Origin of the sequence: Ligilactobacillus pabuli (assembly GCF_022836475.1) — a bacterium.
GTDB lineage: Bacteria > Bacillota > Bacilli > Lactobacillales > Lactobacillaceae > Ligilactobacillus > Ligilactobacillus pabuli.
Genome location: NZ_BQXH01000002.1, coordinates 83,930 through 110,344, shown reverse-complemented (window position 1 = coordinate 110,344; position 26,415 = coordinate 83,930). Strand labels below are relative to the sequence as shown.

Sequence of the window (26,415 nt, the reverse complement as noted above, 5' to 3'; positions counted from 1 at the left end):
CAGAACATTTGGTTCGACACGTTTTGTGTGGAATCAAATGTTAGCCATGCAAAATGCGCGCTATAAAAATAATCATCAGGCTAAGTATCAAAACAATTATGCGATGGATTTAATGCTAAAACCGTTAAAAAAAGAATACCCGTGGTTAAAGGACGTTGACGCAACTGCCCTGCAAGCAACGAATGATCATCTGCACGACGCTTTTATGCGCTTTTTTGATCCGGAGCTCGAGAACGGTCACCCAAAATTCAAAAGTAAGAAAAACTATGCCCAAAGTTATACAACTAAAGCAGTTAATCAGAATATCAAAATCATTGACAATCACCACCTAAAACTGCCCAAGCTCGGTCAAGTCTATTTTCGGGCTGGCCGAATACTGAATGGCAAAATCAAACGTGCAACTGTTCGGATCAATGCCCAAGGTCAATATTATGCGACCATCTTACTTGAAAGCGAAAAACAAGCTTTCAAGCCCAAGGATAAAACTAATAAAGTGGTGGGGATTGACCTAGGACTAGATGACCTGATGATTTTGTCAAATGGACAAAAAATCAATATGATGCATTTTGATCTTGAAGCTAAATCTCAAGTCAGAATCTGGGAACGCAAAGTGGCTCGTCGCAGACGAAATGCCCAGAAAGAAATGGCTTTTGATAAGCATGAAAAACTCTTGTTGCCACGGACTAGTTTAAAACAGTTTCCGCGCTACCAACAGGCCCGTCGCACAGCCGCTAAACTCAAACGTCAAGTCAGTGACCGTCGTTATGACCGACTGCAAAAGCTAACGACTCAGTTAGTGCAAAATTACGATGTGATCGTGGTGGAAAAACTTAACACACAAGGAATGCTAAAAAACCATCATCTGGCCCGGGCAATATCCAACGCTGGTTGGGGTAAATTAGTCACCATGCTAAAGTACAAGTGTGATTGGTATGGAAAACAACTGATTTTTGTTGATCCTCAAAACACGAGTCGCATTTGCCATCAGTGTGGGCAAAAGAATCATCAATTTGACAGTTTAAATCAGCATGAGTGGTTAGCCGTCAGAGAGTGGGATTGTCCAACTTGTGGGGCACACTTAAATCGTGATATTAATGCAAGTCAAAACATTTTGCACCGTGGACTGGTCCAAACCACCAAAGAAAAAGCACTCGTTTAGGCGAGTATTGAAACTAAGGTATGGAACGTACCGTGGTAAATAGCAGTGACCGCTGTCTATTTAGTTAGAGTGATCTAACCGATAAGTTTGCTGTGTTCCCAGAATCCATCCTTTTTAAAGGATGGTAGTTCAACTTATTAGAAAAGGGCGGTCAAGTCGGCGGGGCCGGCAAATTTGGTGCCCATGGTGTTTTTGCGATCCATTCCAAGCAACAAGATGAACGCGGTGTGAACTATGGTTATCAAGAGGCCTTTACTGGTTTAACTGACTATAATCATTTCTTCGTGAACGGCGAATTGTTGGCCCGCTTCTTACAGGAATCAGGGGCTAACATTGACCGCCTGACGGAAATGGGACTACCCGTCACTGTCGAACAAAGTGAACAAAAGGCCCACTTAGATGATCCATTGGTCTACCATAAATTTAATAACTTTGCCGAAAAAATGGTGAACTGGGACAAGTTGCCAGCGAAGTTTACGGCAGCCGGCAACCAAGTCTTAACCAACACTGCTGCAGTTGACCTAGAGTATCAAGATGGCTTGCAGGCAGTTTTGGCTCAAACTGACGAGGGTGAACAGCTCCGGATCGCGGCTAAAAAAGTTATTTTAGCAGACGGCGGCTACTGCGGTGATCCAGAAATGATGGCTGAAAAATACGCGGACTCCGCTGAGCTCTTGAACTTAGGCGAACGCAAAGCCGATGGGACCGGGATCAAGTTGGCCGCCAAGCTTGGTGCTAATACTAACCACACACCGGTCTTTGGCTTAGTTTGTTTAGGTGGGCATTTCCAAAAGAATTTGGTGGAAAATGCCATAGAGTAAAGATAGCTTTTTTAAATTTTTATGCTTGCTTAACGTACCTCCAGCTCATCTTAGAATGATGAACTAGGGGTGCTTTTTTTCTATCATAAACAAAAATTTTTTTAATGTCGTTTATCCTAGCGATTGTTATCATTAAATTAAACTTATCTAAGTTTCCCAGGGCTTTATAGTTGACTTTATTATTAAATTCTAATAAATTTAAATCAATATTAAAAAGGAGGTATACGGTTCTTGTATGGAATGATTGGAACATGGTCAATGGCTACTTTAGGAGTTGAGAAAGCAAGCCCTTTATTAGCGCAAGGCCAATCTAGCGGGGATGTAGTAGAAGAAGCAATTTCTGCGATTGAAGATTATCCTTATTTTAAGTCTGTGGGCTATGGCGGACTGCCTAATGCCATTGGTGAGCTCGAAATGGATAGCGCTTTCATGAACGGGGATGACTTTCAAATTGGAGCTATTGCGGGAGTTAAAGATATTGCTAACCCAATTCGAGTTAGTCGACGCTTGAGCCAAGAGCGGGTTAATAATTTTTTAGTGGCGCAGGGTGCACAAGAATACGCCAAAGAACAGGGCTTTGAGCCCAAAACAATGTTAACTGCGCGAGCTATTCGGCGATGGGAAGAACGCCAAGCAGAAGTTGCCCGGACAGGACGTTTAACACCTTACGATGGGCATGATACCGTTTGTGTAGTTGCTCTTGACCAACAGGGCAGTATGGCAGTCGGAACATCCACTTCGGGACTTTTTATGAAACATCCTGGACGAGTGGGAGACTCACCTCAAGCGGGAAATGGATTCTATGTTGACAGTGAAATTGGCGGTGTGGCTGCCACAGGTTTGGGTGAGGATATGATGAAACGTCCGATCTGTTTTGAAACGCTGCAGCTAATCCGGGCTGGGTATTCAGTTCAAGAAGCACTTGATCGAGCTGTCTATAACTTTGTTGATTTATTGAAAGAACGAAATGGTCAGGTGGGTGAGTTTTCTTATATTGCACTTGATCATACTGGTCACTATGCTTGTGCCACTAACGTTGATTTTCAATTTGCAGTTGCGACCGAGTTAGAGAAACCGCAACTTTATTTGGCACAACCTCAGGCGCAACATGAAGTTAAGATCACGCCAGCTTCGCAACAGTGGATCAAAGAGTATTACACCAGAATTCAACAGTGAAAGGCGTGAAGTAAAAAATGGATTCAATTACAGAGATTATTACGCATAATCTCCCACGCTATCAGCAACTATTAGGACAAGTATTGGCGATCCAAAGTGTGAAAGGTCAATCGTCGGATGAAGCCCCCTTTGGGACAGGACCGAGAGCGGCCTTAGATCAAGCCTTGGAAATTGCGGCTAACTTGGGCTTGGAAACCGGAGAAATTGATCACCAGGTTGGTTTTGCACAGTTACCTGGGCAAACTGCGGATTATATTGGCGTCTTGGGGCATTTAGATGTTGTAGCGGCAGGAGATAAATGGGAAACGCCTCCCTATGAATTATCGCTTCAAGGTGATTATATGTATGGGCGAGGAGTTTTGGATAACAAGGGCCCAATTATGGGAGCATTGTTTGCTTTAGCCTTGTTAAAGGAGCAGGGAATTAAATTGAAACGAACGGTTCGGGTCATCTTTGGGACGGATGAAGAATCTGGCAGTCAGGATATTCCTGCTTATTTAGCACAAGAACAACCGCCAATTGCTGGCTTTACTCCCGACGGAAAATACCCTGTAGTTTACGCAGAACGAGGTTTATTAAGGTGCGAAATTGAGCTGCCGTTAAACCAGCCTGACCAAGAGATTCATCAGATTAGCGGGAATTTTGATTCTAGTTATATTCCTGATGAGGCTCAGGTAGAGTTTAGCGATGGTACGATCCACAGATACCATGGAAAAAAGGCACCAAGTAACGCACCAGAGTTGGGTGATAATGTGATTCGACAAATTGCCGTCGCGGGCCAGGATCATCCAGGCTTGCTAGGAAGGTATTTTCAGTGGTTAAGTCAGATTTCCGCTGACACTGTTGGGGAAAACTTAGGGGTTGCATACCATGATGACTCAGGTGATCTGCAATTAAGTATCTGGGGATTGGAATTAACAGCGAAAGCTTTAAAGATTCAACTAACGATTCGTTATCCAGTAACTTTGGATAGGGAAAACTTAGTTGATCAGTTGACTGTTAGGATCCCCTCCAAAGGAAAATTACATCTTTTAAGCGAAATGGCACCATTAGTAGTTGACCCTGAATTACCGATGATTAAAATCATGCAAGAAGTCTACGAAGAGATTACTAAGACTGATGGTACGCCTGTCACTACTACCGGTGCAACTTATGCACGTTCCTTGCCTAACATAGTTGCGTTTGGTCCCTCATTTCCCGGCCAGCGAGGAATTGCGCACAAGGAAAATGAATGGTTGAAGGTCTCTGACTGGCAAAAAATGATTGCAATCGACTATTTAACTATGAAGCGGTTAGCTCAAGAAATTTAATTAGTTATTCAAGTTATCGAATTGAAGTAGTATAGGATAATTTTTGCTGATGTTACATGACATAAAACAGTGAGGTGTTTTTAAATGAGAAAAACAAAGAAGTGGGTCGTATCTGTTGCTGCAGCGTGTACATTGTTAGCTTTAACTGCTTGTGGCAAATCAGCGGACAAAACAAGTGATCAACAAACAATTAATTTGTCAGTCAATAGTGATATTGCCTCGATGGACCAATCGTTAGCTTCTGACACGACTAGTATGCAGATGTTAGAAAATACTGGCGAAGGATTTTTACAAATTGGGAAAAATAATAAGATTGAAAAAGAATTAGCTCAAAAAATTGAAACTTCAAAAGACGGCAAAACTTACACCTTTACCTTAAGAAAAGATGGTAAATGGAGTAATGGGGACCCAGTAACCGCGAAGGACTTTGTTTATGGCTGGCGCCGAACTGTTGATCCTAAAACTGCTTCAACATACGCATACTTATACTCAGGGATTGTTAATGCCGATGATGTCATGAACAAAAAGAAGGCCCCATCAGCACTAGGAATTAAGGCATTGGGTAAATATAAAGTCCAGGTTAAATTGGATTATCCAATTGCATACTTTAAACTTTTATTAGCGATGCCTGTTTTTTATCCGCAAAATCAGCAAGCAGTGGAAAAATATGGGAAACAATATGGAACTAATGCCCAAAAGACAATTGCTAACGGGCCATTTAAAATTGTTGGTTGGAAGGGAACTAATTCAACTTGGAAGTTAGTTAAAAATCCAAAGTATTGGGATCGGAAAAATGTTCATTTAGATTCCATCAAGTTTAATGTGGTCAAGTCACCTTCGACTGGATTGAACCTGTATCAAACAGGTAAGTTAGACCAGACGATGCTGATTGGTAATCAAGTGGCTAATAAGAAAAACTCTAAGGATTATGTCAAGACGAAAACTGCAACTTCAATTTACTTGCAATTTAACCGGAAGTCACCAGAAAGCGCGGCTTTAAAGCAAGCATTTGATAACATCAACATCCGTAAGGCACTTTCACTTTCCTTGAACCGTAAATCATTAACTGACAAAGTACTGACTGACGGTTCAGATCCTGCTAAAGGTTTCGTAACATCTTCGTTAGCTAAGAATCCGCAAACAGGAGTAGATTTTGCTAAAGAGGCCTATGTTAAAGAGGGCGTTGCTTATGATAAACAGTTAGCTCAGTCTTATTGGAAGAAAGGTTTGAAGGAAATCGGTCAAACTAGTTTGTCGCTTAAATTACTGGGTGACGATGATGATACTAATAAGCAAACCGCTGAATTTGTTCAAAGTTCTTGGGAAGATACTTTGCCAGGTTTGAAAGTAACAATTAATAGTGTACCGAAAAATATTCGGATCAGTCGAGCAGAGGACCGTAATTTTGACGTAGCAATTTCAGGTTGGGGCGCTGACTTCTCTGATCCAATCACATTCTTGAATCTTTACCAAATGGGTAATTCAGGAGATGCTGGTGATTACAATAACCCGGCGTATAACAAGTTAATTGATCAAATTAATAGCAACCCAGGTAATGACCAACAAGTTCGGTGGGATAACATGGTCAAAGCTGAAAAATTACTCCTGAATGACCAAGCAACTATTCCATTGTTCCAGAAAGCATACTCCTACTTGCGTAACCAGAAGATTCATGGCTTGATTGAGAATTCTGCTGGTCCGGCACACAACTATAAAGGTGTTTCGATTTCTAAGTAAGTGATTGAGGTGGGAAGAACGAATGAATTTGTTAGCAGTTGATATCGGTGGAACGTTTGTGAAGTACGCTTTAATTAGTGACTCGGGTGAGATGATCCAAAAATGGAAAATTCGCAATGAGCTAAAGGATGAGGCGAGTTTCCTACAATTTCTCACTCAACTAATTATAAAGTATCAGGAACAAATTGCTGGAGTTGGTTTAAGCTTGGCGGGAGTTGTTAATGTTCAACGACAAGAAATAATTTCGTCAGCAATTTTACCATTCCTTGAAGGAAGTCAGTTGTTTGTTGACCTAGAAAGGCAGTTTAAGCTGCCAATTGTCCTTGAAAATGATGGAAACTGCGCCGCTTTAGCTGAACAAAAATTTGGTAGTTTAAAACAGGTTGAAGACGGAGCAATGCTGGTTTTGGGGACTGGTGTTGGCGGTGCTTTATTCCTCGATCACCAACTCGTTCATGGCACACATTTTGTTGCAGCCGAGCCTAGTTTTATGATTCTAAATGAATCAGCACCTACGGGGAGAAAACAAACGGCTGCTAATCTTTCAGTGACAGAGATGGTCAAGAGAATTAGCCAGCATTTAAAACTAACAGATGAAAACGATGGGGTGGCGGTTTTTCAAGAGATTGCTCAAGGCGAGCCTTTTGCGACACAAGAATTTAATGCTTTTTGTCACTTAGTTGCTGCAATTATGTTTAACCTGCAGACTATGCTTGATTTAGAGCGGATCGTGATTGGTGGGGGAATTAGTCAACAACCATTGTTAATTGAGAAGCTAGTTACAGATTTGCGCACTTACCAACAAGCTGATGAGTTGACTCAGCGAACATTGAAACTTCCAGAAGTAACAGCAGCTCATTTTTATAATGATGCTAATTTAATTGGAGCCATTGTCCCGTTGCTGAAGTAATAAAAAGACCGATCTCAGTTAAGCCTAGAAATAGGAACTTAGCTGGGAACGGTCTTTTTAGTTAGTTTAGTCAGATTTCCTTTGAGTGAAGATTTAAAAGTAAGTCTCTTAGTATGTCTGGTTTCTCTAAAGTATAATTAGCAGCATTGATAGTGCAGTGGTTAACTGGATGTCCTGAAAAATCATGTTGGAGTAAGAATTTTTTGAGTAAAACAAATTGTGAACCATTATTTCCTGATAATCTTCAGTGCTATTGTTAAGTCAGGCCTTTTATTTCTAGGTAGCTCCTGGTATGAAAGGCTTAGTGATATGGCATGGTCGGACACCCTTCAACATTCTAAATTTGTGAGGTGAGGGCTGTGCTAACTATGATCGATTGGGGGCTAGATTATTAAGCTAGCGCTAGTTATCGTAGCTTTCGCGCAACTAGTTTTAAGCTGTGCGAAAGCATCCGCGATAATAAAAAAGGCTAACCACAAAGATTAGCCTACCCTGATCATTTAAATCACGCTTGGGGGCTATCGATCACGACTCGGTAGTCCCTTTTCAATTAATAATGATATTCTACCCAGGGTGATAAAGCAAACATTGGACGTTAGAAATTCTCAATATTTTATAGTCCGACAATGCGCTAAATTCGTGTCAACAAAAATAGAGAGTAACAATCTAAGTGAATTATACTATTGCTCTCTATTGTATTTTTGTGTCGAATTTTCTTTGGCTAAACCCGGTTTAGTATCGATAAATGGCAAAGGATCAAGACACTTATTTGCCGCTAAAAACAGGGAAGTCACTAGCATTTCCATAATCTTGGAAAGGAGAAATATCTTTGAGTTTCTGGACATCTGCGGCAGAAATTTTAAAGTCAACCGCGGCATTATCCGCAATATGTGCTGGATTTTCACTTTTTGGTAGAGGCAGAGTTCCTAATTCCAAACAATAGCGAATTGCTAATTGTGGCACGGAAACATGATATTTATCTGCCATTTGCTTCATTAGTTTGTCTGACAGCAGCTTGCCATGGGCTACAGGTGAATAAGCCTCAACTAAAATATTGTTCTCTTTGGCTTGAGCCAATAAATCGAAGGATGTGTTGCCAATATGAGTTAATAATTGATTGACGACAGGTTTAATTGAACAGTTCTCTAAAATATTGGTTAAATCAGCTTTTTCAAAGTTAGAAACACCGATTGATCGTACTTTTCCATCCTTAACGGCTTCTTCCATTGCCCGCCAAACTTCGAGATTTTCTTTAAAGTAGTGGTTCTCACCGTGAAACTCTGCCCAAGGTTCAGGCGCATGGATCAGCAATAAATCTAAATAATCTAGGCCTAATTTTTGCAGGGATTCGTCAATTGATTGTTTCACAGTTTGATACTCTTTGAAGTCAGCTTGGACTTTCGTTGTAATAAAAAGTTGTTCGCGAGGAATTCCGCTAGCTTTCAGACCTTGACCAACGCCTTCTTCATTTCCGTAGGCTTGAGCGGTGTCAAAATGACGATAACCGATTTTTGCAGCTTGTTGCACATTTTCAACAACTTGATGATTATCAATGAGCCATGTTCCAAAACCTAATTTAGGGATTTTTTCCCGTTATTTAAAGTATATTTTTCATTTAGAATTGTCAAGTTTTCACCTTCCTGAACTTTGTTGAGCTAATTATGCAAAATACGCTTAATTTGTCTTTTATTGTACTACATTTTGCTAGTTGTTTTCCCACGTTTGACTTCCACAGGTAAGACGAAGTGATTATCCGCTAACTGCTTTTCTGGTTGCTTGATGCGTTCAAAAAGTGTCTTGATCAACAAGGCAACTAAGTCGTTTAGCGGCTGCACGATGGTGGATAGTTGCGGGTAATAGGTCCGAATGAACTCTGTCCCGTCGTAACCAATTACTTTCAAATCAGTCGGTACGTTTAAGCCGATTTCTTGTGCTGCTTGTAAGACTAGCAATGCAGTCAAATCATCGCTGCAAACGACACCGTCCAAGTCTTCTTGCTGCAAGAACTGCTTGATTTCCAGGAGTTTCACCGCCGGTGGATCGACAAAATCGACTGAAAAAACTTGGGGTTCAAGTCCGAGCTGCTGCATTTTGTCTTGATAGCCAGTTAAACGTTGATTAGTGGGGTGATCTGCTTGTGAACTAGTCCCCAGTAAGTGGATCATACGGCAGCCTGCGTTATATAATTCCTGGGTCGCTAACATTCCTCCGGCATAGTTATCACTACTAATGATCGGAATGTTTTCAGTATACTGGCGGTCAAAAGAAACGATGGGCAGACCGATTTTTTGGTATTCTTCGATTCCTAAATTGTGGGCTCCAGCGATGATCCCGTCGACTTGATTAGCCATTAACATTCGCAGGTAATCGCGTTCTTTTTCCTTGTTATCAGCGGAATTACATAAGATGATCTTGTACCCTTGGTTGAATAATTGGTTCTCAATTTTTTGAATCAATTCAGCGTAAAAAGGGTTAGTAATCGACGGGAAGATCACGCCGATCAGGTTAGTTTGTTTACCATGCAATGAACGAGCCAAAGAATTGGGTTGGTAGTTTAATTTTTCCATGGCAGCGTGGACCTTATCCTTCGTGCTTTGGCTTAAATAACCATGGTTGTTGATCACCCGCGAAACGGTCGTTGGTGAAACTCCGGCTTCCTGGGCGACGTCGGCTAATTTTGGCTTCATGTGCAAAGTCCTTTCTGAGCGAACTACATATTTTTTAGTTCATAATATCTACCAGAATATTTTAGCTCATTTTCCCCAATAAAAGCAATTTCAGTCTGTGTTTGAGGTGCAAAATAACGCAGGGTAAAGACTTTTTCCCCGCCGTTCACAAAAATTTCGCAGACGGAGTGGTCGATGAAAATTTTAAGTTCCAACTCTTGGTGAGCTGGGAGTGGACAGCTGCGAGTGGTACCATATTTTTCGGCAAATGGGGTGCCCGCATGACCGCGGTCAACTGTGAATTGACCCTGTTTTCCTGTGTTAAATTCTAACCGTAATCCCTGAGCCTGGTCAGAACTTCCTGCCAATAAGAGACAGCCTTGTTGATCAGCATCGATTTTTAAGTCTAACTGATATTGTTGTCCGGCATTTTTTTGGAGAAGTTGGTGACCACTTTGCAATGGGGTTGCAACTAAAGTCAGCGCGTGATCCTGTAAGTCGTTTTGAGCTGCGACTGGTTGTTGAATTAGTTGCCCATCTTTGACGTGGAGCTCTTTGACTAGACTCAGGCAGTGGGCCCAATTTTCTTGGTCGGTCGGATAATCGATTTCGGGTAAGCCGATCCAAGAAATGAGGTAAGCTTTTCCATTTGGCGCATTAAACGATTGGCTGGCGTAAACGTCAAAGCCTTCATCCAAATTAGTTAAAGACGCAGGTTCTGCAGTAAATTTTCCGTCTTCAAAATTAAAGGCGGTTCCCACACTGTAAGTATTGGGGTAAATATTTTGATATTTTAATTGCTGTTGCGCTAATCCTTGCGGACAAAAAATCAGGACTGGACTACCATCTACCAGCACTAAGTTGGGGCATTCAACCATGAAACCCAGGTCATCCCATGGTTGTTTGAGATAGCCTTGGTCTTTCCAGGTCGTTAAATCAGTTGACTTGAACCAGCTGAACTGTCCGCTTAAACTTGTCCGGTCTTGTGCACCGGCCAGGATGTAATAATTTTCGCCGTGTTTGAGCAGCTGCGGGTCACGGAAATGTTCAGTTACGTGAGCTGGAGGCATGATCAAGGGCTGGTCACATTTGGTGATTTGACCATCTTGGTCCAGCCAAGCCCCATTTTGATAAGAGTGACGTTGCCAAGTCTGGTCGCGGACATTGCCGGTATAGGCTAAAAATAAGCGGTCGCCGACATTGAGTGCCGACCCGGAATAGGCACCGTGACTATCATATTTGCCAGTAGGCAATAAGGCGAGTCCCAAGTCCTGCCAGTGAACTAAGTCGCTGGAAACACAATGTGTCCATGACTTTAAGCCATGGACTGGACCGAAGGGATAGGACTGGTAAAAGACATGCCACTGGCCATTGAAATAGGAAAAACCATTCGGGTCGTTTAACAAGCCCGAACGCGGGCTAATATGATACCCCGGCTTAAATGGTGAGCGGGCTGCCTGTTGGCGTAAGGCTGTAAGTTCTTCTTGTGACCAGCTGGTATAACTGCGATAACGTTTTTCTCTTGTCCATGCCATAATGTCCCAACTTTCTTGTAATCGTTGTCTTCTTAGCTGAATTCTAACCTTTCTGGCAAAAAATGTCAAACGTATAGCATAGAAAAGATACTTTATTTATTAAATACAAAGAATTAATTTATTTTTTATATGTCAAACGATTGACATACAAGAAAAATGGTTTATGATAGAAATTGTTAAGTTACATAAATCGCTTTCAAAAATATAAGGGGTGTTTAGAATGGATCATAAAAAAGTTGCAAGTCAGATCATTACCGCAGTTGGTGCCGAAAACTTCGCTGCCGCAGCGCACTGTGCGACTCGGTTACGCCTAGTTATTAAAGACGAAGACAAGATCGATCAACGAGCGCTAGATAATAACGATGACGTGAAGGGCACGTTTAAGACCGATGGCCAGTACCAGATCATTATCGGACCTGGGGATGTCAATAACGTCTACGATGAATTAGTCTCACAGGCTAACATCAAGCCAGCCACCACTACAGAACTCAAAGAAATTGCTCAGAGCGGCAAGAATTTTAACCCAGTGATGGCCTTTATCAAAATGTTATCCGATATCTTTGTGCCAATTATTCCAGCCTTAGTTGCGGGCGGGTTATTGATGGCACTCAATAACTTCCTTGTTTCTGCAGGTTTGTTTGGACCAAAGTCAATCGTACAGATGGTGCCGGCAGTTAAGGGTATCTCTGATATGATCCAGTTGATGTCAGCTGCAGCCTTTATTTTCATGCCGATCCTAGTAGGAATTTCCTCTGCTAAACGCTTTGGCGCTAATCAGTATTTAGGGGCAGCTTTAGCGATGATGATGGTTTCGCCAGATTTAGTACCAAATGCTTCCTGGAATATCTTTGGTTTAGCAGTTTCTCAAAATAACTACTATTACCAAGTTATTCCCGTCATTGCTTCAGTTTACATTTTGTCAATTTTAGAAAAATGGTTCCACAAGAAGCTGCCATCAGCGGTTGATTTTACTTTTACGCCGCTGTTGTCACTCATGCTGACTGGCTTTTTGACTTTTGTTATTGTGGGCCCATTGATGCGGATCTTATCAGACGGAATTACTGATGGAATCGTTTGGATCTACAAGACTTTAGGCTTTATCGGGACCGGAATCTTTGGCCTACTGTATTCACCAATTGTCTTGACTGGTTTACATCAAAGTTTCCCAGCCATTGAAACGCAATTGATCACCACTTTTAGTCAAAACCATACTGGTTACGGAGACTTTATCTTCGTGGTTGCTTCGATGGCCAATGTCGCTCAAGGCGCTGCCACCTTTGGGGTCTTTACTTTAACTAAGAACAAGAAAATGAAGGGCTTGTCTTCTTCAGCAACTGTTTCTGCCCTGTTAGGGATCACTGAACCAGCTCTGTTTGGGGTCAACTTGAAGTACCGTTTTCCATTCTTCTGTGCTTTGATTGGTTCCGGGGTCGCTGCAGTCTTTGCAGGTCTATTCCACGTCATTGCCGTATCATTAGGTTCCGCCGGATTCTTAGGTTTCCTGTCGATCAACGCGAAGTCGATCCCAGTTTACTTGTTGTGTGAAGGAATCTCCTTTGTAGTAGCCTTTGTCTTGACTTATGTTTATGGAAAAAACAATGCAGCTAAAATCGCTGCCATTGAAGGTACAAGTGAAACTGAAATTGCACCAGAAGCAGGAGTTACAGATGCTGCTTTGAAAGACGAAGTGTTAACTGCACCAGTATCTGGCCAAGCACAAAGTTTAACGACTGTAAATGACCAGGTTTTCTCTTCCAAATTAATGGGGAATGGAGCTGCGATTTCAGCTAACGATGATACGATTTACGCTCCAGTCACGGGGACGATCACAGTCGCTTATGAAACTAAGCATGCTTATGGGATCCAGTCCGATAATGGAGCAGAGGTTTTAATTCACTTAGGTATTGATACAGTTGAGTTAAAGGGTCAGTTCTTCGAATCTCAAGTTAGTCAGGGCCAGCATGTCAACCAAGGTGATGTCCTGGGAAGTTTTGACCGCCAACAAATTGCTGCCGCTGGTTATGAGCCAACGGTAATCATGGTAGTAACTAACACCGCTCAATTTGCGGAAGTCCAACGAATTCAAGCCACGACCGTGCAGCATGGTGATCAGTTAGTCGCAGTGACGGAATAGGGAAATTCATTTCTAGAGTGGAAGTGCAGTGCTAGCAGTTAATAGGTGCTAAGTTTTGCTGAGTTAGGTCCACAAATTTTTTTCTGGACCTAACTTCGATGGATGTTGGCCCACAAAATCTTTTCTGGACCAAAATTCAGGTGAACTGTGACTACAAATTAGTTTGGCCCCAAAAACAGGAAAAGAGGGGCCAAAAGGTGAATGACTGCGAATTTACTTCCGCTTTCTCCACTCAGTGGTTGTGCTTGAGAATTAACCGTTTTCAGACTAAAATTAAGGGGAAACTAGTGATAAAAAATAATAACTAAGTGAGGGATCAGTGATGTTGTTAGGATCAATTGAAGCCGGGGGCACGAAGTTCGTCTGTGCCGTGGGCAATGAAGATTATCAAATTAAGGACCAAGTTCAGTTTCCAACTACTACTCCGGCCGAAACACTACAAAAGACCGTCGACTATTTTCAAAAATTTGAAATAGATGCGATTGGAATCGCGTCCTTTGGGCCAATTGAGATCCGCCAAAATTCGCCCAAGTACGGTTATATTACTAAAACTCCCAAGCCCGGCTGGCAAGATACTGATTTTGTAGGTTATCTGAAAAAGCAGCTGCAAGTTCCGATGTTTTTTACGACTGATGTGAATGGCTCGGCTTATGGTGAATACCAAATGTCACTGTTGTCCAATGAAAAAATTAACTCACTGGTTTACTATACAATTGGGACCGGTGTTGGGGGTGGGGCGATCATTAATGGTCAGCTTTTAGGTTCAGCAGGACACCCTGAAATGGGACACGTTCTTTTGAAACGCCATCCAGCCGATGAAGACTTCCCGGGAGTTTGCCCGTTCCACCAAGATTGTTTGGAAGGCTTGGTTGCCGGACCAACTTTTGATGCCCGGCTAAATACACCAGGTAAAGATGTGCCGTTAACTGACCCGGTCTGGGATATTTTAAGTTATTATGTGGCACAAGCAGCGCTGCAATCCACTTTGATCTTGCGCCCAGATAAAATTGTCTTTGGCGGGGGAGTCACCAGCGAAGAGTTCTTGGTAAAAGTGCGGCGAGACTTCGCACAGTTGTTAAATGATTACGTTGAAGTGCCAGCACTTGATCACTATATTGTTATGCCAGCGATTCAAAATAACGGCTCGGCTACAATTGGTGATTTCGCACTCGCGGACCAGTTATTACGCAGTTAAAAAAAGTAAAATAGCAAAAAGCATTTAGTTGCCACGAAAATCAGTGTGAGCAACTAAATGTTTTTGTCTACAGACACTAAAAGCCTCCAGCAAACAAAATTTGCTGGGGGCTTTTAGTCACTTAAGTCGTGCATTAATCTTCGGGTTTGTAGTCTTTGTCGATGATCAGAACTGGCTTGATTGTCTTCCCAGAAACTGAGTCGGCGTTGGCTTCGTTAATGCTTTCGAAGTCATAGAATTTTTCAGTCTTGTCAAAATCAAACCAGCCAAGTTTGTAGAATTCGATCAAACGTGGAATGTCGATTTGAGGGATGGAGTCGCCCATATTGACCCCAACGACTTTCTTGTCGTCAACACACAAATCGTTCCAAGTTGAAAGTTCGATCAAATTTGCTGTAACAGCGATGGCTGCGCAAGTCCCGCCTTGAGCTAAGGCACTGACACTGTCAGTGATTACTGAAGTTAAACCAGTCGTATCAACTGTCCAGTCGACACCGTAGCCATTGGTCAATTCCTTGATCTTTTCAACAGCGTTTTCTTCTTTACTATTGATCGTGTGAGTAGCGCCGAGTTCTTTGGCTAATTCCAACCGTTCTGGGATGATATCAACTGCGATCACTTTAGTACAGCCAGAGATCCGACCAGCCATCATCGCAGCTAAACCAACGGCACCAGTCCCAAAGACTGCAATTGTGTCGCCTGGTTTTGGTTGTAAGGTATTAAAGACAGTTCCTGAACCTGTGACATAGCCGCAACCCAGTGGGCCGACTTTTCTGAGGTCCATGTCATTGTCGATTTTAACGGCGTTGCGTTGGTCAACAACTGTCGTAGTTGTGAAGGAAGACTGGTTAAACATGTTAGAAATGTGGTGACCATTTTCTTGAAAATGGTCTTCGCCGTCAGCACGCACGCCAGACAGGTTGTAATCACCGTAGTTCCGACACTGAGTTGGGATGCCTTTGAGACAGTTGTCGCAAGTCCCATCAGCATAGAATGACAAGATCACATGGTCACCAATTGCAAAGTTCTTAACTTCAGCACCAACTTTTTCCACGATCCCAGAACCTTCGTGACCTAAAATAGCAGGGTAGCCAACTGAGGCGTCACCTTTTCGAATGGCTTCGTCGGAGTGACAGATTCCGCTCGCTACCATATGGATTTGAAGGTCAGTGGGGCCAACTTCATGGAGTTCAATATCGTCTTTGATTTCAAATGGATCGCCAACTTCATTAACAACAGCTGCTTTAATTTTCATATTTATGATCCCCTATCATTACAAATTTATCTTACAGGAATAATTATGACACCAAAAATATATAAAAACAATAAAATTTAGTGAAAAATTTAACGTACTTGTGAAGAATAATAATGTTAAAGAAAAACAGTACTCTGATTTACCTTTAAAATGCTGATAAAACAATGAATTTAAGAAAAACGTATATTGATGATGATAATACAGTATGTGAATAATACTATTAAGTCCTGTTGAAATGTTACTTTTAAGATGTAAATCTGGTACGGATTATGAACAAAACCGACTGGTGAAAAGGCTTTTTGATATCGTTTTAAAATAAATTGATATTTGTTATCCGTTAATAGTGTAGGTAGGTTATACTATAAGGGGATAGGTGATCAAGTAGGGGGATTTTCGTAACAACTTTAGATAAATTATCAATACTTTTAGCATGCAGATCATGATACAGTTAATTTTGAAATGAAATTTCCGCGGCGTTCTATCACAAATCCTAAAATTGTCAATTCGTTTCAATTTTTTGCTTTTACGTTTGAAAGCGAGTCATGAATGTTGATATAGTAACGAATTTTGGGCTAAAATACGTTTTAAAATCGTTTCAAATGAAAGAAGAATAGTTAGAAAACTTGGTAATATCAGGTTTTAAAAACAACTATTTTTTTGAATTTTTTTGAAAGTGTGCTCAAACGACTGAGTTTTTAAACAAAAAGGTGGTTTTTAAGAGAAATGCATGCATATTATTATAAAAAGCGCTGATTAATATTAAAAAGGGGATATAAAAAGGAAGGTAACAATATCTAAGTTAAAGCTAAGTGAAACTCAAAATGAACTTGAAGGTTTAAGATTTATCAAACGCTTGGAAGATATCGTGTATGACAAATGATTTAAGTTAATGGTAGTGGTTAAGGGTGTTTTATTGTACCTTAAAATTAGTTCATCAGAAGGAAAGGCAGCGGTGATTTAAATGTATCTTGCAGCAAGTGGGCGCTATGAAAACATGACTTACAATCGGTTAGGCAACAGCGGCTTGAAATTGTCAGCTCTCGGTTTAGGCTTTTGGCATAACTTTGGGAGCGTGGATCCGTTTGAAAAACAAAAGAAAATTGTGCATCAGGCCTTTGATCTAGGTATTACCTACTATGACCTGGCCAATAATTACGGTCCAATTCCAGGGAGTGCAGAAGAAAATTTTGGTAAGATCATGAGTCATGATATGAAGAGTCATCGGGATGAAATGATCATCGCTTCGAAAGCTGGCTATGAAATGTGGCCCGGGCCGTATGGTAATTGGGGTTCACGCAAGAGCATCATTGCGAGTGCTGACCAAAGCTTGGAACGCCTGAATTTAGACTATGTGGATATTTTTTATTCGCACCGGCCTGACCCAGAAACACCCGCAGAAGAAACGGCGCTAGCCTTAGACCAGCTGGTCTGCGATGGCAAGGCCTTGTATGTGGGCATTTCCAATTATTCTGGGAGTCAGACTGCCGAAATGGCACGGATCTTCCGCGAGTTAAAGACACCGTTTGTAGTGAACCAAATCAGATACAATATGTTTAATCGCAAAGTTGAAACAGACCTTTTCCCAGTCTTGGAGCGTGAGCACAAGGCAGCGGTTGCCTTTAGTCCACTCTCACAAGGCTTGCTGACTGACAAATATTTACAGGGACTGCCGGCAGACTCACGCGCGGTTAAACAAACTAGTCCGTTCTTGCATGAAGCACAGGTGGAACAGACCCTGGCAACTGTCCGCCAACTAAATGAACTTGCTACACAAAGAGGGCAAAGTTTAGCTGAGATGTCGTTGGCCTGGGACTTGCGCCAAAAAGCAGTCGCCTGTGTCTTAGTGGGTGCTAGTCGGCCCCAGCAGTTGGTTGACAACGTGAATGCTTTGCAGAACTTAGAATTTTCCACCCAGGAGTTAGCTCAAATTGAGCAGATCTTGGCTAAACAACCAGACGTCGACTGGCACAAAGCATAGGTTGTGGCACTAAGTTTGTTCACGTCAGCGTTAGAACTCACGACTGGGTAAAAGAACGGCAAAGTAAGCGCCAGTTGGTTCAGCTCTGGGGCAAAGTCGAGCGAAGTAAGCACCAGAGCAGCCATGTCTGGCTCCAAGTCAAGCAAAGTCTGTTCCAGAGGGCCACAATAGTAGCAAAAAACCACTAGGTTCATGAAGTGTACTACACTACATGAATGACCTAGTGGTTTTTTAATTCCACAAATTATTGTTGTTCAGCTTTCTTAGCTTCAGCATCGACGCTAATTTTAACGAATGGCATGTAAATTAGCACTGACAGCAACAAGTTAACTGCAGCTAAGACGCCGCCGCTGATACTAGATGTCGCTAAGAATCCGCCAATAATTGGTGGTGTGACCCACGGCGGCATGACCGTTGCGGGTGGCACGAGTCCTAACTTAGTCGAGAAATAAGCAACTGTGACTAAAACCATTGGTGTCAAAATAAATGGAATAAACATGATCGGGTTTAACACGATTGGCAAACCAAAGAGCATTGGTTCGTTGATGTTAAAAAGCCCAGGGGCCAAACTCAAGTTATTGACCACGTTATAGGCTTTGTTTTTCCGTCCCACGAGCATGATCGCAATGATCAGTCCTAGGGTCGCACCAGTTCCGCCTAAGTTAACGAAGCTGTCGATAAATGGCTTATTAACAACGAATGGTGCATGTTTGCCGTGCGAAATGGCGTTAATGTTAGCTTCGATCGCTGGTGCGTTGATCGTCTGCATGAATGGGTCGATCATGTTAGCACCGTGCAAACCAAAGAACCACAAGAATGGTGTGATAAAGGCAATCAATAAGGCAGATGGATAAGTACTTGCCATCCCCATAAATGGTTTCTGGACAGCCTTATAGAATGAACCAATGATGTCTGTCATACCAAAACCAGCAAAGATTGCAGTGATCAAGCCAAAGAAACAAATGACGATAATAGCTGGTAGTAAAGCAGCGAAAGACTTGGCAACTGCCGGCGGCACACCATCAGGCATCTTAATGACCAACTTAGGGTTGCCGATCAAACGGATAAATAATTCTGTCGAAACGATTGCGACAATAATGGCAACAAACAAGCCTTGAGTTGACATTCCTGTTGCTCCGCCAACCGTGAAGAAACTAGCAGTCGAGACGATCCCTGAAGCAAGCGGATCTTTGCCATAACTCTTGGTTAAGTTATAGGCAATCAAAAAGGCGATCATGACGGACAAAACAGCGAAAGTCCCGTTCCAGACTGAACCTCCAAAGCCTTTCCATGATTCGTGGTGGAAGACTGAGTTCATAAATTTCTGGAAGGCAGGGATCGGCAAGTTGTTGAGCATGGTAGCTAAACCGCCCAAAATCATTAATGGCATAGTGACCATAAATGAATCCCGGATCGCTAACAAGTGCCGTTGCGTCCCGATCTTTGAAGCAACTGGAACAAACTTCTTTTCCATAAAATCTACAAAGGTGTTCATGTGAACCCTCCTCAATAAAAGTAAGTACTAATTTGAAACATTCCAACAATAAAATTATAGCCTCTCTTGTAATCGTTTACAATCAAAATATACAATGAGAGGCGAATGTTTTTAAAATTAAGTTAGAGTTCAGCTCCGTTAGTTTCGATCACGTGTTTAAACCACCAATAACTCTTTTTGGGGATGCGCGCTAAGTCTTTGAGATCATGGTTGGTCCGGTTCACGTAGACCATGCCGTAGCGTTTGTCCATGTTGCCGGAGGAACTTGGAATATCAATCAAGCCCCAACCCAGATAGCCGAGGAACTTTACACCGTCGACAAACATGGCATCTTTGAGCGCCTGCAGGTGATCACGGTGGTAGTTGATCCGGTAGTCGTCTTGAATTTCTTGGCCCTGATAATCTTCGCGGACACCGATGCCGTTTTCAATCGGGAACATTGGCAAGTGATACTGGTTGTAGACCTTAGTCAAGACATCCCGGAAGCCGAGCGGATCGATCGCCCAGCCCCATTCATTAACCTGCAAGAAGGGGTTCTCCTTGCCACCATAGTCGAGATAATAGTTGGGGTAGGTACCGTCTGGGACGAGCACACTGCTGATAGTTTCGCTGCGATAATAACTGAAGGCAATGAAATCACTGCGAAGTTGGTCAAAGGCTTCCTGGTCGGCATCAGTGTAATCCAGTTTAATCCCGTGTTCCTTGACAAATTGGGTCACTTCGGTCGAATATTTGCCCTGGACAAAGACATCTAATAAGTTCTTATTCAAAAATTCGTCGATTTGGCGCGCAGATAAAATATCCTGTGGCTGGGGCGAAACTGGGTAAACTTCACTGTAAGCCAACATGCCGCCAATTTGAGCAGAGGTGGTTTGATGTAAATAATTGGCAACACGTGCATGGGCGACCATGACGTTATGGGAGATCTGATATAGTTCGGTCGGAGTTTGTTCTCCTTTTAAATAGCCGGAAATTTGAAAGGCCTGAGAAGTCGAGTAGAGATTTTGTTCATTGAAAGTGATCCAGTACTTCACCTTGTCACCAAAAAGATCGATCATTTTGCTGGCATAGCGCACAAAGGCATCGACGACGTGGCGGTTGATCATGCCATTGTATTTTTCCGCTAAGTGCAGCGGCATGTCAAAATGATATAAGCAGATCATGGGTTGGATGTTGCGCTGTAATAAACCGTCGATCAAAGCGGCATAAAACTGGATGCCTTCCTGATTAAATTCACCGTCGCCGGTGGGATTCACGCGACTCCATGAGATTTGGAACCGATAACAATTCATGCCTTGGGCAGCCATTAAATCGAGGTCTTCGGGGTAGCGATGGTAGTCATCGATGGCAACTTTCCAGTCAGAAGAATTGGCGGTGGCTGGATAAGTTTCATAGACGGATGGACCTTTGCCGCCTTCGTTAGCAGCACCTTCAGTTTGCATACTAGACGTTGAGTTGCCCCATAAAAATCCTTCGGGTAGTTGATTTTGAGCCATGGTGGAACCTCCTTTAGTTTGCTGGTATTTCAAACTGATTGTACAAAAATAAGATTTGAAAGTACAGTGGAAATGTGAGCGGTCTCGCTAATGGATTGTAGTCATTGTATAATCAAAGAAATAAACTCATTATTCGCCATTCTCCAGCATTAAATAATTCAAAGGAGTTATCAGTCAATGAAAGTCTCAGAAGTTAATGTAGCTACTAAACGTTATGATGAAGCGCATCTCCAGAAACTGGTCAAGGAAATGTATAAGCGAATCCCGAAAAAAGTGCGGGATGAAAAAGGAATTGATGACTTAATTACTGACATGGATCAGTTTCTTGCCCAAATCAAGCAAGGAAAAAAGGTGGCACCTGAGATTGATTTTCTGGTTTTAAAGGCAGAAGTTGACCAGTTTATTGCTGATGCTGAAGAACTATATTATATTACCCCTAGCCGTCATGTGTCGAAGAAGCAGCGCCCCAAATGGCGTTTCATGGTCAAAGGTTACTTAAAGGATATTGCGGCAATTCCGGTTGATGAGCCGAACGGTCACGAAGCAACGGAGTTCTTTGTTAGTTTATACGAACTGCTCTGTGAAGAGTGTGAAATCTATCTGTTTAAGACTGAGAATCCATTTGCTTCAATTGGTATGGAGCAAAAAAATTTATATGGTCAGTTGATTGAGCGGATCTTCAATCAAGAAATTAGCCGTGGTTCAATTAAAAGAGCGTTACAAATCTTATTTGAAGATGATACGAACGTCGATGAATCAGTCAGTTATATGTCCCAAGTCCTGCTGGAGCACCTAAAAATGTTGACATGAAGAAAATCGCCATTGAAGAAATTAATAAAATGAGAGAAACCCTGAAAGCTAAAAAAACAACTGATAAAGTTAGGACTTTTAGTATCTATGCCGGCGTAGATTATGAGAAAAAATGTACCAATAATAATTATACAGACTTGGGCTTAAATCTGTATTTCTCTTTGACTGAATATGAAGAGGGTATCAAATATTTCAAGCAGTATTACCAAGAAAGTGACCGTGAAATTGCCTTGTATCATTTGCTGAATTGGTTGATAAATTGGAACTTGCCAGAAGAATGGCTTTCCGTCTATGAACAAGCCTTGGAAGAAGGAATCGAACCACGAAAAAGTCTGCAAGAACAGTATGATATTTTGCAGAAGAATCCAGATAAGACCTTTACTGACAGATTCATGCATTTTTGGTAAGCACAGGAATAGAAAAGAGCCACAGAAACCAATCACTTTCTGCGGCTCTTTTGCACTATATTATTTTGTTTCGCTGATTGTTTCAGCACTTTCCTGGGCTAGATAATTATTATCCATCCGCTTGATAAATGGGAACCAAATAAAGAAGCTTAAGATAATTAATACAACCTGCCAGAGAGCACCACGCCAACCTGAAACTAAAAAACCGTAAATGATTGGTGGGGTAGTCCATGGCGGCTGAACACCATTGGTAAATGGAATGATCCCAATCAAGGTTGCACCATATGAAAGAACTTGTGCAATTACCGGGTTAAGAATAAATGGTAAAGCCATTAAGGGGTTCAAAACAATTGGTAAACCGAATAAAACAGGTTCATTGATATTGAATATGGCAGGCAAGAAGGATAACCGCCCGATAGTTTTGACTTGTTTTGATTTAGCGAAGAGAGCACAGAAAATTACTAAACCTAAAGTCATCCCTGTTCCGCCAATGGCAGCAAACGCAAAACTAGAAAATTCACCAGTGACAATATGAGCACCGTTCGCACGAGTTAAGGCAATCCCAGCATGAACTAATTTTGCGTTGTCAATTGAGTTAGCAGTGGTAATTGGTCCAATCAAGGCACTGCTGATCACACCACCATGGATCCCAAAGAACCATAACAAGGCCACGAAGAATCTGATGAAGATCACACCGCCTAAGCTATCGGTGACTCCTTGAAGTGGGATTTGCAGCAATTGGTACATGGATTCGGTTAAGGTGGTGCCCAATGAACTGAAAATCAGGTAGATCACAAACCAGAAGAGGATCACGATGGCTGCTGGAATTAAAGCCACGAAGGAATTCGCCACGTTGGATGGTACTTGTTCGGGCATTTTGATAGTAATTTTCTTTTTGACGATCAAACAGTATAACCAGCCAGTAATCAAGCCGACAATAATGGCAGTGATTAAACCTTGTTCACCTAACCAGGTCCGATCGATATAGTTGGTGATTTGACCAGCTTGGTTAGCGGTAACGAGCTCTTTATCTCCAATTGAAATGGGGCTCGTCGGCTTGGAAACAATTAACATGCTGACTAGCGCAGTTAACCCCGCAGGCAACCCTTCAATTTTTTCAGTAGTAGCCCATTCATAGGCAATCCCCACGACCGCAAAAATCGCAAAGATTCCGAAAGAAGCGTTGTAGACTTGGTTGAATAAGTCTGTCAAACCTGTTTTAGCGAAGTAGTTAGCCACACTGGGAACAGGAAAAGAAGATAAAATTAAAAAGACAGAACCGATAATGATAAATGGCATTCCCCGTAACATCCCGTTCTTTAGCGCAGTCACAGGACGCGAATTAATAAACTTCATTGAGCCGGGCATTAAATGCTGGTCAACAAATTTATTGATAGAGTTCATGGTGATCATCTCCTTAAATTTTGAAAAGGCTTGCATTTCATCTTTATCATAACTTGTTGGTACTGGTTTGTAAAGTCCAAACAAGATTTTATTTACGGTATCTATCAATCTGGTTTGGACGTGTTATAATGAAAACAGAAACCAAGAAGAAGTAGGTGAAGTCATGTTATATAAAGATATTGCACTCGAAATTGCTCAAATGATCAAACAAGAAGATATTCAAGGAAAAATGCCCACCGAAAAAGAATTGGTAGAAAAATTCTCTACCTCTAGGAATACGGTGCGTGCTGCTTTACAAGTCCTACTTGACGCCGGAATCCTGGTTGCTAAAGCAGGGAAAGGCTACTTTATTAACGATTGGAGTTTGGAAGATGACCCGACGCTAAACTTTAATTTTCGGAATTCATTTACCCGCCAATTTTATGCGGATGATCAACCCCATAGTAATGAAGTGCTGGAGTTTCAAGAAGTGGCTTGTCCACCAGAGGTTGCGAAACTAATGAAAATCAAGCCGACGGAAATGATGTATCTTGTCAAAAGACACCGTGATGCCGGTTGTTACAATGAAAATTATGAATACTCCTTGTACCGGCAAAAGCTGATTCCATATTTGAACGAAGAAGTTGCTGCCAACCATATTTTTTCATTTATCCAAGACAGATATCAGGTAGTTGATGAGCATAGTGATTATTATATTCGCCAGTCACGCCAGGATAATCCTTTTGCGGACGTGATCAAGGCACCAAAGTTATATGTCACAGCGATTCATGAAAACAAGCAGGAAGCCTTCTGTTATAGTGAAGTTTATTATTTAGATGAGACCATGGCATTTTATGTGAGGACTTGATAATGTGAACTTAACCAAAAAAGTTATTTTAGAAAGCGACGATTTTGGAATTACGCCAGGGGTGTCTCAAGCAACTCTGGAATTATTGCGGGCTGGTAAAATTAGTACGACTAATTGTATGCCGACCATGCCAGAATTTCAGGAGTCGGTTAATTTATTGAGCAATGAGGCTGAAAGAACGATGGGAATCCACCTGATCCTTGATCGTCATTCTCCGGCTTTGCCAGCAAATCAAATTTCATCAATTACGAACCAGCAAGGCATGTTACTGAGTTTTGCGGAAATTCAAAAGAAAATTAAGTTAAAGCAAGTTGATTATGCTGAAATTTCTGCTGAGTTAGAAGCTCAAATCAATCGAGCACAAGCAGCCGGAGTTAAGATTGACCATCTGACAACGCATCATGGGTTTATGAATCTGAGTGTGAAACTATTTGAAGTGGTTTGTCAGTTAGCGGATCAGTATCACTTGCCAATCAGAAATAATTTGACTCACTTACCACGTGAACAGGCAACTGGTTTGAAAAAAATTGCTGACAAATATCAATTGAAGATGCCACAACACCATTTCATGATCAGTGGAGTAGTTGATCCAATCGATAAGTTAGTGGCAGAAATTGACCGTTTGCCTGCAGATGAGATATTAGAAGTCGTCAGCCATGTGGGACGTTCAGATGCACTATTACAAGCGCGTTCTTCCTATACAACGATTCGGGAAGAAGATTATCGTACTTTAGATAGTAAGGAACTAGCGAAAAAGCTAGCTCAAAGAAAGGTGGAATTGGTTGATTTTTCTAGCTTGGAAAAGAACTAATCACCTTGAAGAAGACGCTAAAACTTTGAATTAAATTAGTTAAAGTCATAATCCAAATCTCTAGTTGTGTTCATAAAAATGAACTGGCTGGGGATTTTTTGTTCATTAGAGTTTTAGAGTTAGGTCGTGAAAAAAGTAGAACTAATGTTAGGCTTAGTTAGCTGTTAGTGCTATGCTAGAAGGTAATCGGTAACAAACAGAAAACAGTTCAGCGAGTCGCAGAGTTAGTGAATAAGGAAGTTGGTTGAGGAATGTTAAAAGATCATAGTATCGACTATCAGGATTTAAAACAGGGTGCTCGTGGATTACCATCTTGGGATGGGTTAATTTATCCGACTCTTTTAGTGATTAATGAAGCAGGAGTACTTTCTAGAAAAGAAATCCGGCGTAGAGTATTACGAGTCTTGGAGATTCCAGAAGAGTTAACTACAATTAAATATGAGAATGGCAGCAATGTTTTAACTGATCGAATTGATTGGGCTTATTGGGATTCAACAATTTCAGGTTTGTTAGAACGACCAGCACGTGCAACTTACCAGATGACCTCACTTGGAAAGAAATTGTTGAACCAGTATGGAATTAAAATTGATTCAAAAGTTTTGCATTCACAACAGAAATTCATTGAGTATCGGCAAGAATTAGCAGAAAGAAATCTGGAAAATGGTATTAAAGAACAGAACGTAGATGAAGTTATGGTGAATAACGATGGATCTGAAAGTATAGCTGAGCTTGTGACAGCAGCTAAGAATTCTGTAGCAACAGAACTATTAGCTAGAATTCAGCAAGCTGATCCAAGTTTCTTCGAGACGTTGGTTGTTAAGTTGTTAAGCGCGATGGGTTATCAGGGAAAAAATGGCACAGCAATTACGACCAAAGCGACTGGTGATAATGGCATTGATGGCATTATTAATCAAGATCCATTAGGAACTAGTACAGTTTATATTCAGGCTAAGAGATATCAAAAAAATAGTAGTGTGACTCGTCCAGAGATAGATGCTTTTTATGGAGCACTAGCTGGTCGTAATGCATCACGGGGAGTTTTTATCACAACATCTAGATTTACCAGTGGCGCAAAGGACCAAGCTGAGAAATTTTCAATTGTGTTGATTGATGGAATCAAACTGACTGATTTAATGCTGAAGTATCAAGTTGGTGTACAGTTAAAAGCTTCTTACGATTTGTTTGAAGTCGATGATGACTTCTTTGAATAAGTAATTTTTGGTTTTAAGCAAAAAAAGAGCGGTATTATTTTAGATAAATAAACCAGAA

At 41.6% G+C, this 26,415-nt stretch carries 20 protein-coding genes and 1 pseudogene; 14 read left to right on the top strand and 7 right to left on the bottom strand.

What is annotated here, in order from left to right:
- The 6 genes and pseudogenes from LPAF129_RS01505 to LPAF129_RS01480 form a co-directional block, all read left to right on the top strand.
- Nucleotides 1-1,159, top strand: a 1,159-nt coding sequence (locus LPAF129_RS01505) for an RNA-guided endonuclease TnpB family protein (RefSeq protein ID WP_244054318.1), incomplete at its 5' end; no start/stop codon positions are given.
- Between the two features lie 146 nt (nt 1,160-1,305).
- Nucleotides 1,306-1,980 (top strand): annotated as a pseudogene (locus tag LPAF129_RS01500) (FAD-binding protein); the annotation flags it as partial.
- Nucleotides 1,981-2,211: 231 nt separating this feature from the next.
- Nucleotides 2,212-3,156: a glycosylasparaginase gene (locus tag LPAF129_RS01495; RefSeq protein ID WP_244054316.1), complete on the top strand. Its 945-nt coding sequence runs from the start codon at nt 2,212-2,214 to the stop codon at nt 3,154-3,156.
- A gap of 17 nt (nt 3,157-3,173) precedes the next feature.
- Nucleotides 3,174-4,466: a Sapep family Mn(2+)-dependent dipeptidase gene (locus LPAF129_RS01490; protein WP_244054314.1), complete on the top strand. Its 1,293-nt coding sequence runs from the start codon at nt 3,174-3,176 to the stop codon at nt 4,464-4,466.
- An 84-nt stretch (nt 4,467-4,550) separates the two neighbouring features.
- A complete protein-coding gene (locus tag LPAF129_RS01485; RefSeq protein ID WP_244054312.1) occupies nt 4,551-6,203 on the top strand; it encodes a peptide ABC transporter substrate-binding protein in 1,653 nt (550 codons plus the stop codon).
- 22 nt (nt 6,204-6,225) lie between these two features.
- Nucleotides 6,226-7,113 carry an ROK family protein gene (locus tag LPAF129_RS01480; RefSeq protein WP_244054310.1) on the top strand — a complete coding sequence of 296 codons (888 nt, stop codon included), beginning with the start codon at nt 6,226-6,228 and terminating at the stop codon, nt 7,111-7,113.
- A gap of 765 nt (nt 7,114-7,878) precedes the next feature.
- On the opposite strand, the gene LPAF129_RS01475 is transcribed toward LPAF129_RS01480, so the two are convergent.
- From LPAF129_RS01475 to LPAF129_RS01465, 3 genes are all read right to left on the bottom strand, one after another.
- On the bottom strand, nt 7,879-8,640 hold the full coding sequence (locus LPAF129_RS01475; protein ID WP_309296493.1) for an aldo/keto reductase: 762 nt from the start codon (nt 8,638-8,640) through the stop codon (nt 7,879-7,881).
- Between the two features lie 167 nt (nt 8,641-8,807).
- Complete coding sequence (locus tag LPAF129_RS01470; protein ID WP_244054308.1) at nt 8,808-9,800, bottom strand: LacI family DNA-binding transcriptional regulator; 993 nt, start codon at nt 9,798-9,800, stop codon at nt 8,808-8,810.
- 23 nt (nt 9,801-9,823) lie between these two features.
- Nucleotides 9,824-11,314: a sucrose-6-phosphate hydrolase gene (locus LPAF129_RS01465; protein ID WP_244054306.1), complete on the bottom strand. Its 1,491-nt coding sequence runs from the start codon at nt 11,312-11,314 to the stop codon at nt 9,824-9,826.
- 220 nt (nt 11,315-11,534) lie between these two features.
- Between LPAF129_RS01465 and LPAF129_RS01460 the strand changes: the two genes are divergently transcribed.
- Both LPAF129_RS01460 and scrK read left to right on the top strand, forming a co-directional pair.
- A complete protein-coding gene (locus LPAF129_RS01460; RefSeq protein WP_244054304.1) occupies nt 11,535-13,448 on the top strand; it encodes a sucrose-specific PTS transporter subunit IIBC in 1,914 nt (637 codons plus the stop codon).
- Nucleotides 13,449-13,770: 322 nt separating this feature from the next.
- Entirely contained in the window at nt 13,771-14,643 is an 873-nt protein-coding gene (gene scrK / locus LPAF129_RS01455) for a fructokinase ScrK (RefSeq protein WP_244054302.1), read from the top strand.
- A gap of 133 nt (nt 14,644-14,776) precedes the next feature.
- Here the strand turns inward: scrK and LPAF129_RS01450 are convergent, their stop codons facing one another.
- Nucleotides 14,777-15,898: an NAD(P)-dependent alcohol dehydrogenase gene (locus LPAF129_RS01450; RefSeq protein ID WP_244054300.1), complete on the bottom strand. Its 1,122-nt coding sequence runs from the start codon at nt 15,896-15,898 to the stop codon at nt 14,777-14,779.
- 961 nt (nt 15,899-16,859) lie between these two features.
- Here LPAF129_RS01450 and LPAF129_RS01445 point away from each other — a divergent pair.
- On the top strand, nt 16,860-17,876 hold the full coding sequence (locus tag LPAF129_RS01445) for an aldo/keto reductase (protein WP_244054298.1): 1,017 nt from the start codon (nt 16,860-16,862) through the stop codon (nt 17,874-17,876).
- A 244-nt stretch (nt 17,877-18,120) separates the two neighbouring features.
- On the opposite strand, the gene LPAF129_RS01440 is transcribed toward LPAF129_RS01445, so the two are convergent.
- Nucleotides 18,121-19,371: a PTS sugar transporter subunit IIC gene (locus LPAF129_RS01440; protein ID WP_244054296.1), complete on the bottom strand. Its 1,251-nt coding sequence runs from the start codon at nt 19,369-19,371 to the stop codon at nt 18,121-18,123.
- A gap of 122 nt (nt 19,372-19,493) precedes the next feature.
- A complete protein-coding gene (locus LPAF129_RS01435) occupies nt 19,494-20,867 on the bottom strand; it encodes a glycoside hydrolase family 1 protein (RefSeq protein ID WP_244054294.1) in 1,374 nt (457 codons plus the stop codon).
- A 177-nt stretch (nt 20,868-21,044) separates the two neighbouring features.
- On the opposite strand from LPAF129_RS01435, the gene LPAF129_RS01430 reads away from it, so the two are divergent.
- Together LPAF129_RS01430 and LPAF129_RS01425 are read left to right on the top strand one after the other, a co-directional pair.
- Nucleotides 21,045-21,677 (top strand): hypothetical protein, encoded by a 633-nt coding sequence (locus tag LPAF129_RS01430; protein ID WP_244054292.1) that lies wholly within the window; start codon nt 21,045-21,047, stop codon nt 21,675-21,677.
- Nucleotides 21,674-22,084: a hypothetical protein gene (locus LPAF129_RS01425; protein ID WP_244054290.1), complete on the top strand. Its 411-nt coding sequence runs from the start codon at nt 21,674-21,676 to the stop codon at nt 22,082-22,084. The genes LPAF129_RS01430 and LPAF129_RS01425 overlap by 4 nt, the downstream gene beginning before the upstream one ends.
- Nucleotides 22,085-22,144: 60 nt before the next feature.
- Here the strand turns inward: LPAF129_RS01425 and LPAF129_RS01420 are convergent, their stop codons facing one another.
- The gene (locus LPAF129_RS01420) at nt 22,145-23,488 is read right to left on the bottom strand and encodes a PTS sugar transporter subunit IIC (RefSeq protein ID WP_309296492.1); all 1,344 of its coding nucleotides are present in this window, start codon (nt 23,486-23,488) and stop codon (nt 22,145-22,147) included.
- 163 nt (nt 23,489-23,651) lie between these two features.
- Between LPAF129_RS01420 and LPAF129_RS01415 the strand changes: the two genes are divergently transcribed.
- The 3 genes from LPAF129_RS01415 to LPAF129_RS01405 all read left to right on the top strand — a co-directional run bounded on the left by LPAF129_RS01415 (nt 23,652) and on the right by LPAF129_RS01405 (nt 26,357).
- On the top strand, nt 23,652-24,335 hold the full coding sequence (locus LPAF129_RS01415) for a GntR family transcriptional regulator (RefSeq protein WP_244054289.1): 684 nt from the start codon (nt 23,652-23,654) through the stop codon (nt 24,333-24,335).
- 4 nt (nt 24,336-24,339) lie between these two features.
- Nucleotides 24,340-25,146 (top strand): carbohydrate deacetylase, encoded by an 807-nt coding sequence (locus tag LPAF129_RS01410; protein ID WP_244054288.1) that lies wholly within the window; start codon nt 24,340-24,342, stop codon nt 25,144-25,146.
- A gap of 251 nt (nt 25,147-25,397) precedes the next feature.
- Entirely contained in the window at nt 25,398-26,357 is a 960-nt protein-coding gene (locus LPAF129_RS01405) for a restriction endonuclease (protein WP_244054285.1), read from the top strand.
- Nucleotides 26,358-26,415: the final 58 nt, after the last annotated feature.

Excerpts from the sequence above, each read along its gene's own strand:
- scrK (WP_244054302.1), top strand. The coding sequence starts at position 13,771 with ATGTTGTTAGGATCAATTGAAGCCGGGGGCACGAAGTTCGTCTGTGCC.
- LPAF129_RS01420 (WP_309296492.1), bottom strand. The coding sequence starts at position 23,488 with ATGAACTCTATCAATAAATTTGTTGACCAGCATTTAATGCCCGGCTCA.
- LPAF129_RS01490 (WP_244054314.1), top strand. The coding sequence starts at position 3,174 with ATGGATTCAATTACAGAGATTATTACGCATAATCTCCCACGCTATCAG.
- LPAF129_RS01450 (WP_244054300.1), bottom strand. The coding sequence starts at position 15,898 with ATGAAAATTAAAGCAGCTGTTGTTAATGAAGTTGGCGATCCATTTGAA.
- LPAF129_RS01460 (WP_244054304.1), top strand. The coding sequence starts at position 11,535 with ATGGATCATAAAAAAGTTGCAAGTCAGATCATTACCGCAGTTGGTGCC.
- LPAF129_RS01415 (WP_244054289.1), top strand. The coding sequence starts at position 23,652 with ATGTTATATAAAGATATTGCACTCGAAATTGCTCAAATGATCAAACAA.
- LPAF129_RS01445 (WP_244054298.1), top strand. The coding sequence starts at position 16,860 with ATGTATCTTGCAGCAAGTGGGCGCTATGAAAACATGACTTACAATCGG.
- LPAF129_RS01430 (WP_244054292.1), top strand. The coding sequence starts at position 21,045 with ATGAAAGTCTCAGAAGTTAATGTAGCTACTAAACGTTATGATGAAGCG.
- LPAF129_RS01470 (WP_244054308.1), bottom strand. The coding sequence starts at position 9,800 with ATGAAGCCAAAATTAGCCGACGTCGCCCAGGAAGCCGGAGTTTCACCA.
- LPAF129_RS01465 (WP_244054306.1), bottom strand. The coding sequence starts at position 11,314 with ATGGCATGGACAAGAGAAAAACGTTATCGCAGTTATACCAGCTGGTCA.
- LPAF129_RS01425 (WP_244054290.1), top strand. The coding sequence starts at position 21,674 with ATGAAGAAAATCGCCATTGAAGAAATTAATAAAATGAGAGAAACCCTG.
- LPAF129_RS01480 (WP_244054310.1), top strand. The coding sequence starts at position 6,226 with ATGAATTTGTTAGCAGTTGATATCGGTGGAACGTTTGTGAAGTACGCT.
- LPAF129_RS01440 (WP_244054296.1), bottom strand. The coding sequence starts at position 19,371 with ATGAACACCTTTGTAGATTTTATGGAAAAGAAGTTTGTTCCAGTTGCT.
- LPAF129_RS01405 (WP_244054285.1), top strand. The coding sequence starts at position 25,398 with ATGTTAAAAGATCATAGTATCGACTATCAGGATTTAAAACAGGGTGCT.
- LPAF129_RS01435 (WP_244054294.1), bottom strand. The coding sequence starts at position 20,867 with ATGGCTCAAAATCAACTACCCGAAGGATTTTTATGGGGCAACTCAACG.
- LPAF129_RS01485 (WP_244054312.1), top strand. The coding sequence starts at position 4,551 with ATGAGAAAAACAAAGAAGTGGGTCGTATCTGTTGCTGCAGCGTGTACA.